Source organism: Micromonospora sp. II, from assembly GCF_001709195.1.
GTDB lineage: Bacteria > Actinomycetota > Actinomycetes > Mycobacteriales > Micromonosporaceae > Micromonospora > Micromonospora chalcea.
In genome coordinates this window covers 148,139-164,552 of the sequence record NZ_LYXF01000004.1, presented here as the reverse complement: position 1 = coordinate 164,552, position 16,414 = coordinate 148,139, and the positions used below count along the sequence as shown (strand labels likewise).

At 75.1% G+C, this 16,414-nt stretch carries 14 protein-coding genes; 3 read left to right on the top strand and 11 right to left on the bottom strand.

Features of this window, described 5'->3' with window-relative positions; genetic code table 11:
* Positions 1-76: 76 nt before the first annotated feature.
* Genes cobA through cobC form a run of 3 tightly spaced genes read right to left on the bottom strand, consistent with a single transcriptional unit; the run spans position 77 to position 3,467 of the window.
* On the bottom strand, positions 77-1,318 hold the full coding sequence (cobA, locus tag A8711_RS01955) for a uroporphyrinogen-III C-methyltransferase (RefSeq protein ID WP_043328883.1): 1,242 nt from the start codon (positions 1,316-1,318) through the stop codon (positions 77-79).
* Entirely contained in the window at positions 1,315-2,385 is a 1,071-nt protein-coding gene (gene cobT / locus A8711_RS01950) for a nicotinate-nucleotide--dimethylbenzimidazole phosphoribosyltransferase (RefSeq protein ID WP_069087292.1), read from the bottom strand. The genes cobA and cobT overlap by 4 nt, the downstream gene beginning before the upstream one ends.
* Entirely contained in the window at positions 2,385-3,467 is a 1,083-nt protein-coding gene (gene cobC / locus A8711_RS01945; RefSeq protein ID WP_069087291.1) for an Rv2231c family pyridoxal phosphate-dependent protein CobC, read from the bottom strand. The genes cobT and cobC overlap by 1 nt, the downstream gene beginning before the upstream one ends.
* 121 nt (positions 3,468-3,588) lie before the next feature.
* Between cobC and A8711_RS01940 the strand changes: the two genes are divergently transcribed.
* A complete protein-coding gene (locus A8711_RS01940) occupies positions 3,589-5,721 on the top strand; it encodes a transglycosylase domain-containing protein (protein ID WP_069087290.1) in 2,133 nt (710 codons plus the stop codon).
* Positions 5,722-5,833: 112 nt separating this feature from the next.
* On the opposite strand, the gene A8711_RS01935 is transcribed toward A8711_RS01940, so the two are convergent.
* Positions 5,834-7,204: a cobyrinate a,c-diamide synthase gene (locus A8711_RS01935; RefSeq protein WP_064448657.1), complete on the bottom strand. Its 1,371-nt coding sequence runs from the start codon at positions 7,202-7,204 to the stop codon at positions 5,834-5,836.
* A gap of 134 nt (positions 7,205-7,338) precedes the next feature.
* On the opposite strand from A8711_RS01935, the gene A8711_RS01930 reads away from it, so the two are divergent.
* Entirely contained in the window at positions 7,339-8,163 is an 825-nt protein-coding gene (locus tag A8711_RS01930) for an SURF1 family protein (RefSeq protein WP_069087321.1), read from the top strand.
* Positions 8,164-8,173: 10 nt separating this feature from the next.
* Here the strand turns inward: A8711_RS01930 and A8711_RS01925 are convergent, their stop codons facing one another.
* From A8711_RS01925 to A8711_RS01910, 4 genes are all read right to left on the bottom strand, one after another.
* Positions 8,174-9,757, bottom strand: coding sequence for an ATP-dependent DNA ligase (locus A8711_RS01925; protein ID WP_069087320.1), 1,584 nt, complete (start codon positions 9,755-9,757; stop codon positions 8,174-8,176).
* Between the two features lie 86 nt (positions 9,758-9,843).
* Entirely contained in the window at positions 9,844-10,050 is a 207-nt protein-coding gene (locus A8711_RS01920) for a hypothetical protein (protein WP_030273275.1), read from the bottom strand.
* A 78-nt stretch (positions 10,051-10,128) separates the two neighbouring features.
* Positions 10,129-11,493 (bottom strand): dipeptidase, encoded by a 1,365-nt coding sequence (locus A8711_RS01915; RefSeq protein ID WP_069087289.1) that lies wholly within the window; start codon positions 11,491-11,493, stop codon positions 10,129-10,131.
* Positions 11,494-11,514: 21 nt separating this feature from the next.
* Complete coding sequence (locus tag A8711_RS01910; RefSeq protein ID WP_233607813.1) at positions 11,515-12,171, bottom strand: uridine kinase; 657 nt, start codon at positions 12,169-12,171, stop codon at positions 11,515-11,517.
* 111 nt (positions 12,172-12,282) lie between these two features.
* Here A8711_RS01910 and A8711_RS01905 point away from each other — a divergent pair, with 111 nt between their 5' ends.
* Entirely contained in the window at positions 12,283-12,684 is a 402-nt protein-coding gene (locus A8711_RS01905; RefSeq protein WP_013288093.1) for a rhodanese-like domain-containing protein, read from the top strand.
* Here A8711_RS01905 and A8711_RS01900 read toward each other — a convergent pair.
* From A8711_RS01900 to ssb, 3 genes are all read right to left on the bottom strand, one after another.
* A complete protein-coding gene (locus tag A8711_RS01900; RefSeq protein WP_069087288.1) occupies positions 12,678-14,261 on the bottom strand; it encodes a cobyric acid synthase in 1,584 nt (527 codons plus the stop codon). The two genes, A8711_RS01905 and A8711_RS01900, sit on opposite strands and share 7 nt — an antisense overlap.
* Positions 14,258-15,274, bottom strand: a complete 1,017-nt coding sequence (locus tag A8711_RS01895) for a cobalamin biosynthesis protein (protein ID WP_069087287.1) — start codon at positions 15,272-15,274, stop codon at positions 14,258-14,260. The genes A8711_RS01900 and A8711_RS01895 overlap by 4 nt, the downstream gene beginning before the upstream one ends.
* A gap of 82 nt (positions 15,275-15,356) precedes the next feature.
* On the bottom strand, positions 15,357-16,211 hold the full coding sequence (gene ssb, locus A8711_RS01890) for a single-stranded DNA-binding protein (RefSeq protein WP_069087286.1): 855 nt from the start codon (positions 16,209-16,211) through the stop codon (positions 15,357-15,359).
* Between the last annotated feature and the right edge of the window lie 203 nt (positions 16,212-16,414).

The following is a 16,414-nucleotide window of genomic DNA, read 5'->3' as shown; positions in this document are numbered from 1 at the left end:
CCCGCGGGCACGAAGTGCAAGATCGACGCGCTCGGGGCGGGGCGGGGCGGCGTAGGGCGAGGGCGAGGGCGGAGGGTCAGGCGGGGGTCAGGGCGTGCACCACGTCGCCTACCACCACGATCGCGGGTGGGCGCAGGGCGGCGGCCTCGACGTCGGCGGCGACCGCGCCGAGCGTGGAGCGCAGCGTGCGCTGGGCCGACGTGGTGCCCTCCTGGATCACCGCGGCCGGGGTGTCCGCCGGCTTGCCGTGCGCGATCAGGGTGGCGCTGATCGCGGCGAGGTTCTTCAGCCCCATCAGGATCACCAGCGTGCCGCGCAGCCCGGCCAGGGCGTCCCAGCGCACCAGTGACGCGGGCGCGTCGGGCGCGAGGTGCCCGGAGACCACTGTGAACTCGTGCGCCACGCCCCGGTGCGTCACCGGCACGCCGGCCACCTCGGGCACCGCGATCGCGCTGGTCACGCCGGGTACCACAGTCACCGGTACGCCCGCCTCGGCGCAGGCCAGCAGTTCCTCGCCGCCACGGCCGAAGACGTACGGGTCGCCGCCCTTGAGCCGTACCACCACCTTGCCGGCCCGGGCCCGGTCCACCAGGATCCGGTTGATCTCCTCCTGGGCGCGCGACGGCCCGTACGGGATCTTGGAGGCGTCGACCAGCTCGACGTCGGGGCGCATCTCGTCCAGGAGCAGTCCGGGCACGAGCCGGTCGGCGACGACCACCTCGGCCTCGGTGAGCAGCCGCCATCCCTTCACGGTGATCAGCTCCGGGTCGCCCGGACCGGATCCGACGAGCGCGACGCGGCCGCCGGTGTTAACAGGGGTCCCTTCCTCTACCGCAGGCGTTAACGGGGGGCCCTTCCTTCCGAGCAACTCCCGGACGGCGTCGCGGACTGCCATCGCGCGGCGGGGGTCGCCGCCGCCGAGGACCGCCACCGTCACCGGGCCGTGCCGGGTCACCGCCGGCGTCCACGCGCTCGCCGCCGTCCGGTCGTCGGCGCGTACGCAGAAGATCCGCCGCTCGGCCGCGGCGGCGCTGACCGCGGCGGCGGCGGTCCGGTCGTCCACCGCCACCTGGACCAGCCACGCGCCGTCCAGGTCACCGGGGGCGAACCGGCGCGGCTCCCAGTGCAGCCGCCCGGCGTCGACGTGGGCACGCAGCGCCGGCGTCAGTTCGGGCGAGACCAGCAGGACGTCCGCGCCGGCGTCGAGCAGCGCCGGCACCCGCCGGGTGGCGACCGCTCCCCCGCCCACGACGACCACGCGCCGCCCGTCCAGCCGCAACCCCAGGGGGTACGGGCTGGGCGACGTCGGTCCGGTCACTTCTCCGCCACCCCGGCGGAGTCGAACGTCGCCACCTCGTGCAGTACCCGGACCGCGCCGGTGACCACCGGCAGGGCGAGCAGCGCCCCGGTGCCCTCGCCGAGCCGCAGCCCCAGGTCGATCAGCGGCTCCAGCCCGAGGTGCCGCAGCGCCGCCGTGGCGCCCGGCTCGGCGCTGCGGTGCCCGGCCACCATGGCGCCCACCGCGTCCGGCGCGAACGCGGCGGCGGCGACCGCGGCGCTCACCGCGATCACGCCGTCGAGCAGCACCGGCACCCGGCGCGCGGCGGCGCCGAGGATCAGGCCGGTCAGCGCGGCGTGCTCCAGCCCGCCGACGGTCGCCAGCACACCCAGCGGGTCGGCCGGGTCGGGCTCGTGCCGGGCCAGCGCGGCCCGCACCACCGCCACCTTGCGGGCGTACGTCTCGTCGTCGACCCCGGTGCCCCGGCCGGTGGCCGCCTCGGCGTCGACGCCGGAGAACGCGGCGATGAGCGTGGCGGACGGGGTGGTGTTGCCGATGCCCATGTCGCCGGTGAGCAGGATGCCCGCCCCGGCGTCGATCAGCTCGCCCGCGACCCGGATACCGGTCTCGACGGCCGTGCGGGCCTCGTCCCGGGTGAGCGCGGCGGTGACAGTCATGTCGCGGGTGCCGGCGCGGACGTTCGCGGACACCAGACGCGGCCCGGCCGGGTCGGCGGACTCGGCGCCGGGGATCGGGGTGGCCACGCCGACGTCCACCACCGTGACCGAGGCGCCGGCCTGGCGGGCGAACGCGTTCACCACGGCGCCGCCGGCCAGGAAGTTGGCGATCATCTGGGCGGTGACCTCCTGCGGCCACGGGGTCACGCCCTGGGCGTGCACGCCGTGGTCACCGGCGAAGATCGCCACCGCGGCCGGCTCGGGCAGCGGCGGCGGGCAGGCGTCCGCCAGCCCGGCGAGGCGTACCGAGAGCGGCTCCAGGGCGCCGAGCGAGCCCGCGGGCTTGGTCAGCCGCCCCTGCAACTCGCGGGCCGCCGCCATGGCGGCCTCGTCCAGCGGCCGGATCGCCGCGACTGTGGACTCCAGCATCATGCCTCCAGGATCCGTGCCAGCGTCTCGATGAACGCGTCTGTGGTGCCCCTGTCGCGTACGGCGATCCGGAGCCAGTCCGGGCCGAGCCCGGGGAACGTGTCGCCCCGGCGTACCGCCCAGCCGTGCGCGCGCAGCCGCTCCCGTACGTCGGCGGCGCCGGCCACGTGGATCAGGACGAAGGCGGCGGCGGGGCGGCCCGCCACGCGTACCCCGGGCAGGCCGGACAGGCGGGCCACCAGGTGGTCGCGGTCGGCGGCGAGTTCGGCGGCGATGGCGCGTTCGGCGGCGACGGCGGCCGGCGCGGCGCAGGCGGTGGCGGCGGCGAGCGCGGGGGTGGAGACCGCCCAGAGCGGCTGCGCGGCGGCGAACCGGGCCAGCAGCGCGGGGTCGCCGAGCAGGTAGCCGATCCGCAGCCCGGCCAGGCCCCAGGTCTTGGTGAGGCTGCGCACGACCACGAGGCCGGGCAGGTCACGGCGCGCGGCCAGGGACTCGGGCTCGCCGTCGATGCCCGGCGCGGTGGTGGTGTCGGCGAAGGCCTCGTCGACCACGAGCACCCGTCCGGGGCGGGCCAGCGTGGCGATCGCCTCCACCGGGTGCAGCACGGAGGTCGGGTTCGTGGGGTTGCCGATCATGACCAGGTCGGCGTCTTCCGGGACGCTCGCCGGGTCCAGGCGGAAGCCGTCGGCCGGGTCGAGCAGCACCCGGTCCACCCGGTGCCCGGCGGCCCGCAGCGCGGCTTCCGGCTCGGTGAACTGGGGGTGCACCACGACGGGGTGGCGGACGCCGGACAACGCGCGGGCGATCAGGACGAAACCCTCGGCGGCGCCGGCGGTGAGGAGTACCTCTTCCGGGGGTCGCCCGTGCCGGTGAGCGACGGCGGCGCGGGCCGGCGCCGGGTCCGGGTACGCGGCCAGGTCGCCCAGCGCGGCGGTGACCGGGTCGGCCAGCCAGTCCGGCATCGGGGCGCGGCGCACGTTGACCGCCAGGTCGACCAGGCCAGGCGTGGCCTCGGCGTCCCCGTGATGGCCCAGGTCGGGCTCGTCGAGCGCGGCGGCGCTCCCGGTCGATGGTGCGGGCATGCCCGCGATCCTGCCGGGTAGCCGCCGCCCGGGACAGCGCATCCCGGCGTGGGTCGCGTCACGGTCCGCCGGTTTATGAGTTCTTCTCATTTCCGAATCGGAAATGTCATAGCTTGACCCCGTGAGCAGTCGTCCCCTTGCTTCCGCTGGCCGTCTCGTTCCTCTTCTCCGCGCCGGGCTGATCGCCGGCATCGTGGTCGCCGCCGCCCTGTATCCGCTGGTCGCCGTCACCGGCATCGGGGCCAAGGCCACCGCGCACGCGATCGAACAGAAGACGAGCATCCTCAAGACCGCGCTGCCGGCCGAGACCTCGTACGTCTACGCGCCGGACGGCAAGACGGTGCTGACGATGTTCTACGAGGAGTACCGGCAGTACACCAAGATCGAGAACATGTCGCCGAACATCCAGCAGGCGATCGTCGCCGCCGAGGACAACCGCTTCTACCAGCACCACGGCGTCGACCCGAAGGGCGTGGCGCGAGCTTTCGTCTCCAACGCCCGATCCGGCGGCGTCTCCCAGGGCGCCTCGACGATCACCATGCAGTACGTGCGGATGGCGCTGCGGGACAGCGCGACCACGCCCAAGGAGGTCCAGGAGGCGACCCAGCAGACCAGCCTGCGCAAGGTCAAGGAGATGCGCATGGCGCTGGACATCGAGAAGCACCTGACCAAGGAACAGATCCTGGAGCGCTACCTCAACTCGGCCTACTTCGGCCACCGCGCGTACGGGATCTACGCCGCCTCGCAGATCTTCTTCTCCAAGACGCCGGCCACACTCACCCCGGTCGAGGCGGCCACGCTGGCCGGGCTGGTGAAGTCGCCGTCGGAGTACGACCCGATCACCTCCGACCAGAAGGAGGCCACCGGCCGGCGCAACTACGTGCTGGACAACATGGCCCGCCTCGGTTACCTGTCGCCCGACGCCGCCGCGGCGGCCAAGGGCCAGCCGATCAAGCTGAAGCTGACCGACCCGCCGAACGACTGCGCCGCGATCGACGGCGGGCACCGCAGCTGGGGCTTCTACTGCGACTACCTGAAGAACTGGTGGAGCGCCCAGCCCGCGTTCGGCGAGAACCGGCTGGAACGGATGGACAAGCTGCGCCGCGGCGGCTACCGGATCGTGCTCGCGCTCGATCCGAAGACGCAGGCGGCGGCGGAGAAGAACGTGGGCGCCAAGGACAACACCGGCAGCCCGTTCGCGAACGGCATCGTGGTCGCCGAGCCCGGCACCGGGCGGATCAAGGCGATGGCGGTGAACCGGAACTACTCGCTGGACCTGGCCGAGAACCCGAACAGCTCGAACCCGGAGGCCGGACCGAAGGTCAAGGCGAACTACCCGAACACGGTGGCGCCGCTGCTCGGCGGCGGGACGCTCCCGGGCTACCAGGCCGGTTCGACGTTCAAGATGTTCCCGATGCTCGCCGCGCTCAACGCCGGGATGCCGCTGTCCACCGCGTACGACTCGCCGTACACGTACAAGTCGGCCGTCTACGACGGGTGGGCCCCGTCGAACGCCAGCGGCGCGATGACCGGGCGGCAGACCATGTGGTCCGGCTTCGGCAAGTCGGTGAACACCTACTTCGTCCAGCTGGAGGAGAAGATCGGCGCGGACGCCGGGGTGCGGCTGGCCGAGCAACTGGGGCTGCGCTGGCGTACCGACGTGGACAAGGAACAGGCGTCGCCGGGCAAGGCGAAGAAGTGGGGCGCGTTCACGCTCGGCGTCTCCGACGCCACCCCGCTGGAGATGGCGAACGCGTACGCCGCCATCGCCGCCGACGGGCGCTACTGCGAGGCCATCCCGGTCAACGCGATCATGAACCGGGACGGCACACCGGCCACGTACACCACGCCGGGCGGGGTGCAGCGGGAGGTCGCCAAGCCGCGGTGCCGCCAGGTGGTGAACGCGGACGCGGCCCGGGCCGCCACGGACGCGGCGCGCTGCCCGACCGGCGACACCCCGGCGAAGGGGAGCTGCGGCGGCTGGTCGACGGCCGACAGCGTCCGCGGCACCGTGGGCCGGCCGGTCGCCGGCAAGACGGGTACGACGGACAGCACCCGGTCGGCGTGGTTCGTCGGCTACACGCCGGAGCTGGCGGCGGCGAGTTTCATCGCCGACCCGGACAATCCGTTCAACGCGGTGGGTGACGGGCAGTCGCAGATCCCGGTGAACGCGGTGGCGCAGACCCTGCGGGATTCCCTGAAGGGTCAGCCGACCCGCCAGTTCACCCCACCCTCGGACCAGATAGTCGGCTGACCCGCCCCGATCCGCCCGGGGGTGCGCCCGGGTAGTCGATCAAGGAGTTTGCGTCCGGATCGCCTGATCCGCCGACGCGAGCTCCTTGATCGACGTTTCCGTCACCTTGCGGTCAGGCGGGCGCCGGCACGGGCGCCAGCGCGGCGGCCACCAGCCGGGCGGCGACGTCCGGGTGCGCGGCCCAGTGCGGCACGAGCTGCGAGGCGTGCACGGCCTGCCGGACGAACCCCTCCGGGTTGCCGCCCTCCCAGCGCCAGGCCGGCCGCTCACCGGCGCGCGGCGTGAGCACTGCCGCGTGCTGCTTGTGCCCGGTCACCGTCGTACCGGCCGGGGCCACCACGCTGTCCGTGACCGCCGTGGCCGTGCGGTAGCCGACCACCAGGCCGTCCCGGACCGTGCCGACCGCGTCGAGCACGCCGCACATCGGCAGGCCGTCCAGCTCCCGGGCCAGCCAGAGCAGGCCGGCCCCCTCGGCGATCACCGGACGGCCCGAGCGGGCCAGCTCGGCCACCGCGATGCAGAGGCGGCGGTTGGCGGAGAGCTGCTCCGCGTACGTCTCGGGCAACCCGCCGCCGACGACGAGCGCCCGCGCCCCGGCGGGCAGCGCCTCGTCGCGCAGCGGATCGAGCGTGACCACCTCGGCGCCGGCGGCGCGCAGCAGCTCGGCGACCTCCGGGTGGCTGTAGGCGCCGGCCGGGCCGCCGGCCAGCGCGACCACCGGGCGCTCCGCCGACGCCGCCGGGGCGTCGGCCGGCTCCGGCGACCACGCCTGAACGGTGAGCGCCGGGGCGGACCGGGCCAGCACCAGCAGCCGATCGAGGTCGACGGTGGCGGCCACCGCCTCCCCGAGCCGGCGTACGCCACGTTCGGCGTCGGCGTCGCCGCGCACCACGGGACCGGTGCCGTACCGCCGGGCGGGCAGCACCGGCGGCAGCTCGTGCCGGCGCAGCGCCCCGTAGACCGGCACGCCGACGTCGTCGAGCGCCTCGCGCAGCAGCGCCTCGTGCCGGGGCGAGGCAACCCGGTTGAGGATCACGCCGCCCAGCCAGAGCTCGTCGTCGTACGCCCGGAAGCCGTGCACCAGCGCGGCCACCGACTGGCCCATCGCGGCCACGTCCACCACGAGCACCACCGGGCTGCGCAGCGCGGTGGCCACCGCCGCCGTGGATTCGCTCTCCGGCCGCCCGGCGACCGAGTCGTAGAGGCCCATCGTCCCCTGCACCAGGGCGAACCCGGTCCCGGCCGCGCCGTGCGCGAAGAGCGGGACGATCCGCTCCGGACCGACCAGCCTCGGATCGAGCGTGCGCCCGGGACGGCCGGCGGCGAGCCCGAGGTACGCCGCGTCCACCTGGTCCGGCCCGACCTTGAAGCCGGCCACCGGGAGATCCCGGTCGGCGAGGGCCGCCAGCAGGCCGAGAGAGACGGCGCCGGTGCCGTGACCCGAGGAGGGCGCACTCAGCACGACGCGCGGCACGTCGGTCATCATCGACTCCTGATGTGGGTGGTTTCCGCCCGCGTGACCATACCCGTCCGGCCCGGCCCGCGACGTCCGCGCGTACCGCCGTTTCTGCCCGGCGACGGCGAGTGGCATCGCTCATACGGGTAGCCTTGGCCAACGTGTACCGGTTCCTGCTGACCCCGCGCTGGCTCGGCTACCTCGCGCTGACGCTCGTCGCCGCGACGGTGATGGTGTTCCTGGGCAACTGGCAGCTGGACCGCTACCGGGGCCGCACGGCGATCAACGACCGGATCGACGCCGGGGCCACCATGACGCCCGCGCCGCTGCGCGACGCGCTGCCCGCGCCCACCGGCGGCGCGGGTGCCGTCGGTCCCGCTCCGGCGGAGGAGCTGACCTGGAGCCGGGTCACCGCCACCGGCCGGTACGACAGCGCGAACACCGTCCTGATCCGCGGCCGGACCGTCGACCGGACGGTCGGCTTCGAGGTGCTCACCCCGCTGGTGCTCGCCGACGGCAGCGCGGTGCTCGTCGACCGGGGCTGGATCCCGCCCGCCCCGGGGGCCGGCGCGACGGTCCAGCCGCAGGTGCCGGCGGCGCCGGGCGGCGAGGTGACAGTGACCGGCCGGGTGGTCGCCAGCGAGAGCGGCGGGGGCGGGGTCAGCCGGCGAGACGGGAAGCTGGAGGCCCGGCGCATCGACATCCCCCGCCTGGCCGAGCAGCTCCCCTATCCGGTGACCGGCGGCTACGTGCTGCTCGACGGGCAGACGCCGGCCGCCGACCCGGCGTTCCGGGCGGTGCAGATCGGGCACACGAACAACTGGCAGAACTTCGGCTACGTGTGGCAGTGGTGGATCTTCGCGGTGATGAGCCTGTTCGGCTACGGCTGGGTGGCGCGCCGCGAGGCGCGGCGCCTCGCCGGACTGGACAAGCCGGGCGAGCCGGCGGACCGGGCCGCCGAGCCGGCCGCCCCCACCTCCGCCTGAGCCGGACCGGTCAGCCGGTGAGCCGGCCGGCGTGGATGGCGCGGACCGCGTCGATCGTGTCCGCCTCGGCGGCCGTCTTGTCGTGGCGGTAACGCAGCACGCGGGCGAAGCGCAGGGCCATGCCACCCGGGTAGCGGCTGCTGGTCTGCACCCCGTCGAAGGCGATCTCGACCACCTGCACCGGCCGGACCCGCACCTCCCAGTCGCCCTTCTCCACTGCGAGCGACAGGAACCGCTCGGTCTGCCAGCGCAGCATCTCGTCGGTGAGCCCCTTGAAGGTCTTGCCGAGCATGACGAACTCGCCGGTTCGCGGGTCACGGGCGCCGAGGTGCAGGTTCGACAGCCATCCCTCGCGCCGGCCGCTGCCCCACTCGACCGCGAGCACCACCAGGTCGAGCGTGTGCCGCGGCTTGACCTTGACCCAGGCCGAGCCGCGCCGGCCGGCGTCGTAGGGCGCGGCCGGGTCCTTCACGACCACGCCTTCCTGCCCGGCGTCGACAGCCGCGGCGAACGCCGTGGCCGCCTGCTCCGCGTCGTCCACCTCGATCCGGTCGACGAGCAGCGAGGCGTCGACCGCGCGGGCCAGGGCCGCCCACCGCTCCCGCCCGGGCGCGTCGATCAGGTCGGCGCCGTCGAGGTGCAGCAGGTCGAAGAAGTACGGCGTGAGCACCGGCTCGCCGGTGCGCTCGGCGGCGGCCAGCACAGCAGGCGCGACCTGCGTCGGCCCGGTGGTGCTGGGCGTGGTGCGCCGGGCCGCCCGGCTGGACGTCTCCTGGAACGGCAGCGGCCGGCCGGCCGCGTCCAGCCCGATCGCCTCACCGTCGAGCACCAGCTCGCGGGCGGGCAGCGCGCGTACGGCCGCCACCACCTGGGGCAGCCGGCCGGTGATCTCGTCCAGGCTGCGGGTGAACACGGCGATGTCCGAGCCGGAACGGTGCACCTGGATGCGGATGCCGTCGAGCTTCACGTCGACCATCGCCGGCACGCCGGTGGCGGTGAGCGCCTCGTCGACGGAAGGCGCGCTCTGCGCCAGCATCGGCGCGAGCGGGCGGCCCACCTGGAGGCCGAACCCGGCCAGCGCCGGGGCGCCGCCGGTGAGCGCCGCGACCGCCACCGCGCGCAGGTCACCGGCGAGCAGCAGGGCACGCCGGACGGCCGCGACCGGTACGTCGGCGGCGCGCGCGACCGCGTCGGTCAGCAGCCCGGCCTGCGCGCCCTGCCGCAGCTCGCCCCGGAACAGGCCGGTCAGCAGGCGCTGCTCGTCGGCGGTCGCGGCGGCGAAGAGACGGCCGACGAGATCCCGCCGCCGGGCCTGCGAACCGGAGCCGGCGACGCGGGAGATCTCCTCGATCGCCGCGTCGACGGCGGCGACGGTGAGCGTCGGCTCGGCGGCCGGCGGCGGCAGGTCACGCAGGCCAGCCCAGCCGACACCGGTCTGACGCTGGCGCAGCTCACCGGCGAGATAGCCGGCGCCGGCCGGGATCTCGCCCGGCTCCAGCCCGCGCAGCGCAGCGGCCAGCAGCTCCACCTTGGCTCGTCTGCCGCTGGTGGCGCCGACCGCGGCCGAGGTGGCCGCCAGCTCCACGAAACGCACGCCCATATCCTGCCAGTCACCTGCGACACCGGGGCCGATCCGGCGACCCGGCACACCACACGGGTGGCCGGGTCACCGGCAACCGGTCAGGCCGAGACCGGTTCCTCGATCCGCAGGCCGCGCCCGCGCACGCCCTCGGCGACCCGGGTGAGCAGCGCGTCGAGCGTGACCAGCGCGGCGGAGAGCTCGCCGATCTGTTCGTTGAGCGTGTCCTCGGACCACGCGGAGACGTCGACGTCCCCCAGAGCACGGACGGCGGCCTGAAGCCGCTCCATCTCGTCGTTCGTACGCATGTTCGAAAGGCTATAACACCCCGCCCGCCGACACACCACAAACTCCGACATCGGCCCCGAAGTTACGGTTTCGACACCTCAGCCGCGGTTTCCGGCCTCCGCCACCCGGGCCAGCAGCAGCGCCTCGGCCAGGCACACCCGCGCGAACTCGCCCAGGTGCAGGCTCTCGTTCGGCCCGTGGGCCCGCGCGTGCGGGTCCTCCACCCCGGTCACCAGGATCGCGGCCTGCGGGAACATCTCCTGGAACGTGGCGATGAACGGGATCGACCCGCCCACCCCGATGTCCACCGGGTCGGTGCCGTCCCAGGCCGCCCGGAACGCCGACCGGGCCGCGTCGAACATCGGCCCGGAGGCGTCGATGACGCAGGGCGCGCCGTCGTGCTCGAACGTCACCGACACCTGCGCGCCCCACGGCGCGTGCCGCTCCAGGTGCGCGGTCAGCGCCGCGTACGCCTTCTTCGGGTCGTCGCCCGGCGCGAGCCGTACGCTCACCTTCGCCTTCGCGGACGGCACCAGCGCGTTCGGCGCCTCGCCGGTGGCCGGCGCGTCCACACCGAGGATCGCCAGCGCCGGCTTGGTCCAGAGCCGGTCGGTGATCCGGCCGGTGCCGAACAGCTCCGCGCCGTCGACCAGGCCGGCCTCGGCGCGGAACCGGTCCTCCGGGTAGTCGACGCTGGCACCCTCGCGGCCGACCAGTCCGTCCACCGCGACGTCACCGGCCTCGTCGTGCAGCGTGCCGAGCAGCTTCACCAGCGCGGTGAGCGCGTCCGGCACCGCGCCGCCGAACATGCCGCTGTGCACCGCGTGGTCGAGCGTGCGCACCTCCACGAAGCAGTTGACGATGCCGCGCAGCGAGGTGGTCAGCGCGGGCACGCCGACGTCCCAGTTGGTGGAGTCGGCGATCACGATGACGTCGGAGGCCAGATCGTCACGGTGCTCGGCGAGCAGCCGCTCCAGCGAGTCCGAGCCGTACTCCTCCTCGCCCTCGATGAACAGCACCACGCCGACCGGGAGCCGGTCGCCGAACGCGCGCAGCGCGGCGACGTGCGCCATGATGCCGGCCTTGTCGTCGGCGGCGCCCCGGCCGTAGAGGCGGCCGTCACGCTCCACCGGCTCGAACGGGTCCGACTCCCACAGCGACAGGTCGCCGACCGGCTGCACGTCGTGGTGCGCGTACATGAGCACGGTGGGCGCGCCGGGCGGGGCCGCCTTCGTGCCGATCACCGCGGGCTGGCCGCCGGACCGGACGATCCGCGTGTCGAGGCCGCAGCCGCGCAGCAGCTCCGCCACCGCCTCGGCGGAACGCTCCACGTGCGAGTGGTCGAAGCCCTCGAAGGCGATGCCCGGGATGCGGACGAGTCGCTCGAGGTCGGCACGGACGCCGGGCAGTTCCCGCTCGACGGCGGCCCGCACCTCGGACTCGGAGAGGATCGGAGTGGTCATGACCGGAATCGTATGCTGGCCTTACCCCGCCACGTCGGCCGAGCCTGATCGCCGGCCGCCCACCCGGACGTAGTAGCGGTCCGCGTCGTGCGGCAGGTCCGGGGCGCCGTCGACGACCAGGTCCACCGCCACCGCGGTGCCGTCGGCGGTGAAGTGCGCCCGCTCCCCCGCGTGCCAGCGGCGCAGCTCCGGCAGGATCTGCTCACCGTCGCGGGCGAGCGCCCGGCGCAACCGCAGCTCGGCCGGCGCGGTGACGAGCACCGACAGCGTCAGCTCGGGGCGTACCGCGGCGCGGGCGGCGCTCACCCCCTCGACGATCAGCACCGGACCGGCCGGCACCGGCACCACCCGGTCCAGGAAGCGCCGGCGCACCCAGCTGTAGCGGCGGTAGCCGCCCGCCCGGCCGGCCCGCACCGGGCCGAGCACCTGCTCCTCCAGCCGGGTCCAGAACGTGAGCTGGTCGTCCCAGCCGTCGAGCAGGTCGTCGGTGTGCACCAACGGCGGGCGCACGCCGCCCGCCCGCTCCGCGAGCGCGTCCGCGAGGCGCGCCGCGAACACGCTCTTGCCCGCGCCGCTGGGCCCGTCGACGGCCACCAGCCGGGTACGCCCCAACCGCGCCGGACCGGCCAGCACGCGGTGGGCCAACCCGGCGTACGCCTCGATCACGGCGACGTTCACCCGACCGACGCTAACGTTCCCCCGTCCGCTGGAACCTGCGACCCGGGCGGACCGTTTCGGCGAGCGGTGACGTGGGCGGCTGGGCATCATCGGGGGGTGCTCCATGACGTGATGTGTCCGGGCGTCGACGCCCTCCTGGAACAGGCCCGCGCCGGTCTCCGCCGGCTCACTCCGCACGAGACCGTCGAGGCGGTCCGAGGCGGCGCGCTGCTGATCGACACGCGTACCGAGGCGCAGCGCCGCGAGGAGGGTGAGCTGCCCGGCGCGATCGTCATCGACCGCACCGTGCTGGAGTGGCGGCTCGACCCGGCCAGCGCCTGGCGCATCCCCGAGGCCACCGGGTACGACCGCGAGATCGTCGTGGTGTGCCGGGAGGGGTACAGCTCCAGTCTGGCCGCCGCCAGCCTCCAGACGCTGGGGCTGCGGCAGGCCACCGACATGATCGGCGGGGTGCAGGGCTGGCGGGAGGCCGGGCTGCCGATGTCCGACCGCCCGGCCGACGTGCGCTACTGAACCGCGCGGTCGACGGCGGGCCGCCGGACGTCGCTCTGTGCCGGCGGCGCGCCGGGTGGCACGAACGGCAGTCCCGGCGGCGGACCGGACTCGATCAGCCGCCACAGCGCGTCCGTGTCGAGGTGTTCCTCCACCAGGTCGCCCAGCAGGTCCAGCGTCCGCTCCCGGGCCGCCGCGAAGGACGTGTCCGGCGCGACCTTGAAGCCGGTGCGCCCGGCCGCCGCCGCGACCTCGGTCAGGAAGCGGCGGCGGAACTCGTCGGAGGAGAACGTGCCGTGCCAGTGGGTGCCGTACACGTTGCCGAGGCGCGCGCCCTCGCCGGTGCCGTCGGTGTGACGCAACAGCGGCGCGAGCCCCGGGTCGGCCGTCGACACCCGGCCGTGGTGGATCTCGTAGCCGCTCACCGGCACGTCTCCGGCCGCGCTGCCCTCGGCCCGGCGCACCGTCTTGACCGGCTCGAACGTGATCTCGACGGGCAGCAGCCCGAGGCCGGGCACGGTGCCCGCGCGGCTCTCCACCGGATCGTGGATCGCCCGGCCGAGCATCTGGAAGCCGCCGCAGATGCCGAGCAGCGGCCGGCCGGCGGCGGCGTGCGCCAGTACCGCGTCGGCCAGGCCGGTCTCCCGCAGCCAGGCCAGGTCGGCGACAGTCGACTTGGTGCCGGGGAGCACCACGAGGTCGGCGGCGGCCAGTTCGGCCGGTTCGACGGTGAGGCGTACCCGCACACCCGGCTCGGTGGCGAGGGCCTCGACGTCGGTGGCGTTGCTGATCCGGGGCAGCCGCACCACTGCCACGTCGAGCCAGTCGGTGCCCCGGGGCGCGGGCGGCCGGCCGAGCACCCGCCCGTACGCGAGCGAGTCCTCCGCGTCCAGCCACAGGTCCAGCGCCCAGGGCACCACCCCGTACGTGGGACGGCCGGTGACCCGGCGCAGCATGTCCAGCCCCGGCTGGAGCAGCCCCCGGTCGCCCCGGAACTTGTTCACGACGAACCCGGCGACCAGCGCCTGATCGGCCGCGTCGAGCAGGGCGACGGTGCCGAACATCGAGGCGAACACGCCGCCCCGGTCGATGTCGCCGACCACGATCGTCGGCAGCCCGGCCGCACGCGCCAGCCCCATGTTGACGTAGTCGCCGTCGCGCAGGTTGATCTCGGCGGGGCTGCCCGCGCCCTCGCAGATCACCACGTCGTACTCCTCGCGCAGCTCGGTCAGCGCCGCGTACGCGGTGGTGGCGAGCCGGGACCGCACCTCGTGGTAGTTGCCGGCGGTGACCGTGTCGACCGCCTCGCCGAGCAGCACCACCTGGCTGGCTTGGTCGCTGCCCGGCTTGAGCAGCACCGGGTTGAACCGCAGGTCGGCGTCGAGCCCGCAGGCGGCGGCCTGCATGGCCTGGGCCCGGCCCAACTCCCCGCCGCGACCGTCCGGGCCGACCACGACGGCGGAGTTGTTCGACATGTTCTGCGCCTTGAACGGCGCGACCCGGACGCCCCGGCGGCGCAGCCAGCGGCAGATACCGGCGGTGAGCACGCTCTTGCCGGCGTCGGAGGTGGTGCCGGCGACCAGCAGCCCGCCGCTCACCGCCCGCTCCCCCGGCGGGCTGCCCGCATGAGGACGCCGAGCGCGGCCCGTCCGGCGGCCCCGGCCACGCGCCCGACGGTCACCGGGTAGAGCGCGGCCAGGCCGAGCGCGGCCGCGCCGACCGCGCCGGAGATCCGGGCGGCCCGCTTCAGGTGCCGCGCCTCGGGGCGGGGCCCGTCACCGAGGAACGGCCGGGTCTCGGCGCGGCCGAAGTAGACGTTGCGCCCGCCGAGCCGGACACCGAGCGCGCCCGCCATCGCCGCCTCGCACTGACCGGCGTTGGGGCTCGGGTGGTCGGCCCGGTCCCGCCGCCACACCCGCCAGGCGACGGCACGGTCCCCGTGCGCCGCCGGCGCGACCGCCACCGTGAGCAGCCCGGTCAGCCGGGACGGCACCAGGTTCAGCACGTCGTCCAGCCGGGCCGCCGGGGTGCCGAAGCGGGCGTACCGGGGCGAGCGGTGACCGACCATCGCGTCGAGCGTGTTCGCCGCCCGGTAGCCGAGCAGACCGGGCAGGCCCGCGACTGCGCCCCAGACCAGCGGGGCGACCACCGCGTCCGAGGTGTTCTCGGCGACCGACTCGACCGTGGCGCGGGCGAGTTCGGACTCGTCGAGGGCGGACGGGTCCCGCCCGCAGAGGTTGCCGAGGCGGGCCCGGGCGGCGGGCAGGTCGGCCCGGCCCAGCGCCCGTGCCATCACCCGGGACTCGTGCCGCAGCGTGCGCCCACCCAGCACCGTCCAGGTGCCGGCGGCGACCAGCGCGGCCCGGGCCACCGGATGACGGCGGGTGGCCAGCGCAGCGGCGGCGCCGAGCAGGACCGGCGCGCCGACGGCGAGCGCCGTGAACGCGGCGCCGGCCGACCGGTCGGGACGGTAGAGCCGCTGTTCCAGGGCGCCGGCCGCCCGGCCGAAGCCGGCCACCGGATGCCACCGGCGGGGGTCACCGAGCAGCGCGTCGAGCGCGTAACCCGCCACCAGTCCGGTCGCGTTCGCCATGGCGGTCGCCTGCCGCACCCGTCACCACCTCCGGCCGGCCAGCCTAGTCGTACGCGGGGTGGAGACGCCGATGTCACCACCCCGCGCCCCCGTCGGACTGTCAGGCGGGCACCGGGGTCCGTCGCCTGCTCCGGCGCCCCGACGCGGTCCCGCCCGGGCTCGCGCCGCCCGGCTCGCCCTCACCCGGCTCGCCCTCACCCGGCCCGGAACCACCCGGTCCGCCGACCTCCGGCGGTGCGACCTCGCCCAGTTCGTCGTCCTCGGCCGTGGCCGGCCCGTCGTCGGCCACGTCGCCCAGCTCGTCCTCCTCCCCCGCCGGGCCACCCGAACCGGGGTCGAAGCCGGCGGCCTGCCGCGCACCGGACCGGGCGTCGACGGACCGGGCGTCGAACGGGTCGGGCTCACCCACCCGCTCCACGGTGCCGACGAGCCCGACCCGGCCGCCGCCGTACTCCGAGGGCGGGAAGTCGTCGTCGAAGGGCCGGTCGTCGAAGGTGGCCGGGGCCTGCCCGTCGGGCACCGGCTCGGTCGTCTCGCCGTGCACCCGCTGCTCGGCCTCCGCGTCCTCGACCGTGCTGGTGGCCGCGCGGGGCTGGTTACGCAGGAACCGGGCCCGGCCGCGGGACAGGTCGTGCCCGACCGCGACCGCCTCCAGTTCGTAGAGCGTGCGGTGGGTGCCGGACTCGTCGGTCCAGTCCCGGGTGTAGAGACGGCCGGCGACGATCACCGGGTCGCCGACCGCCACCGAGGACGCGACTCCCTCGGCCAGGCGGCGCCAGCAGTTGACCCGTACCCGCAGGCTGTTGCCGTCGACCCAGCGGCCGCTGTCGCGGTCGAGCCGGCGGGCGGTCGAGGCGACCTTGAAGTTGGCCACCAGCGTTCCGCTCTGGGTGGTCCGGCGCCACTCCGGCGCGGTCAGCACATTGCCGACGATCGTGACGTACGTATCGAACATCGCCCCTCCCAGGGATCGACTTGTCCCGGAAAGCGTCGGCCCGCCGCCTCGCCCGGGCCACCCGCCCGGCCCGTACCTGTGGATGACGGACCGCCCTGTGGACAACCCCCTGATCAAGGTCCCGATCTGCTAGGTCAACCGGCCCTACGCGCCTGACCTGCGGCGACGCATGATCGAGTGGAGCCGGCAAGCAGGCGTTCCGG

Bases quoted from the DNA above. Each gene is read 5' to 3' on its own strand.
- cobT (WP_069087292.1), bottom strand. From the start codon at position 2,385: ATGCTGGAGTCCACAGTCGCGGCGATCCGGCCGCTGGACGAGGCCGCC.
- cobC (WP_069087291.1), bottom strand. From the start codon at position 3,467: ATGCCCGCACCATCGACCGGGAGCGCCGCCGCGCTCGACGAGCCCGAC.
- A8711_RS01935 (WP_064448657.1), bottom strand. From the start codon at position 7,204: ATGACCGACGTGCCGCGCGTCGTGCTGAGTGCGCCCTCCTCGGGTCAC.
- A8711_RS01920 (WP_030273275.1), bottom strand. From the start codon at position 10,050: ATGCGTACGAACGACGAGATGGAGCGGCTTCAGGCCGCCGTCCGTGCT.
- A8711_RS01915 (WP_069087289.1), bottom strand. From the start codon at position 11,493: ATGACCACTCCGATCCTCTCCGAGTCCGAGGTGCGGGCCGCCGTCGAG.
- A8711_RS01905 (WP_013288093.1), top strand. From the start codon at position 12,283: ATGTGTCCGGGCGTCGACGCCCTCCTGGAACAGGCCCGCGCCGGTCTC.
- ssb (WP_069087286.1), bottom strand. From the start codon at position 16,211: ATGTTCGATACGTACGTCACGATCGTCGGCAATGTGCTGACCGCGCCG.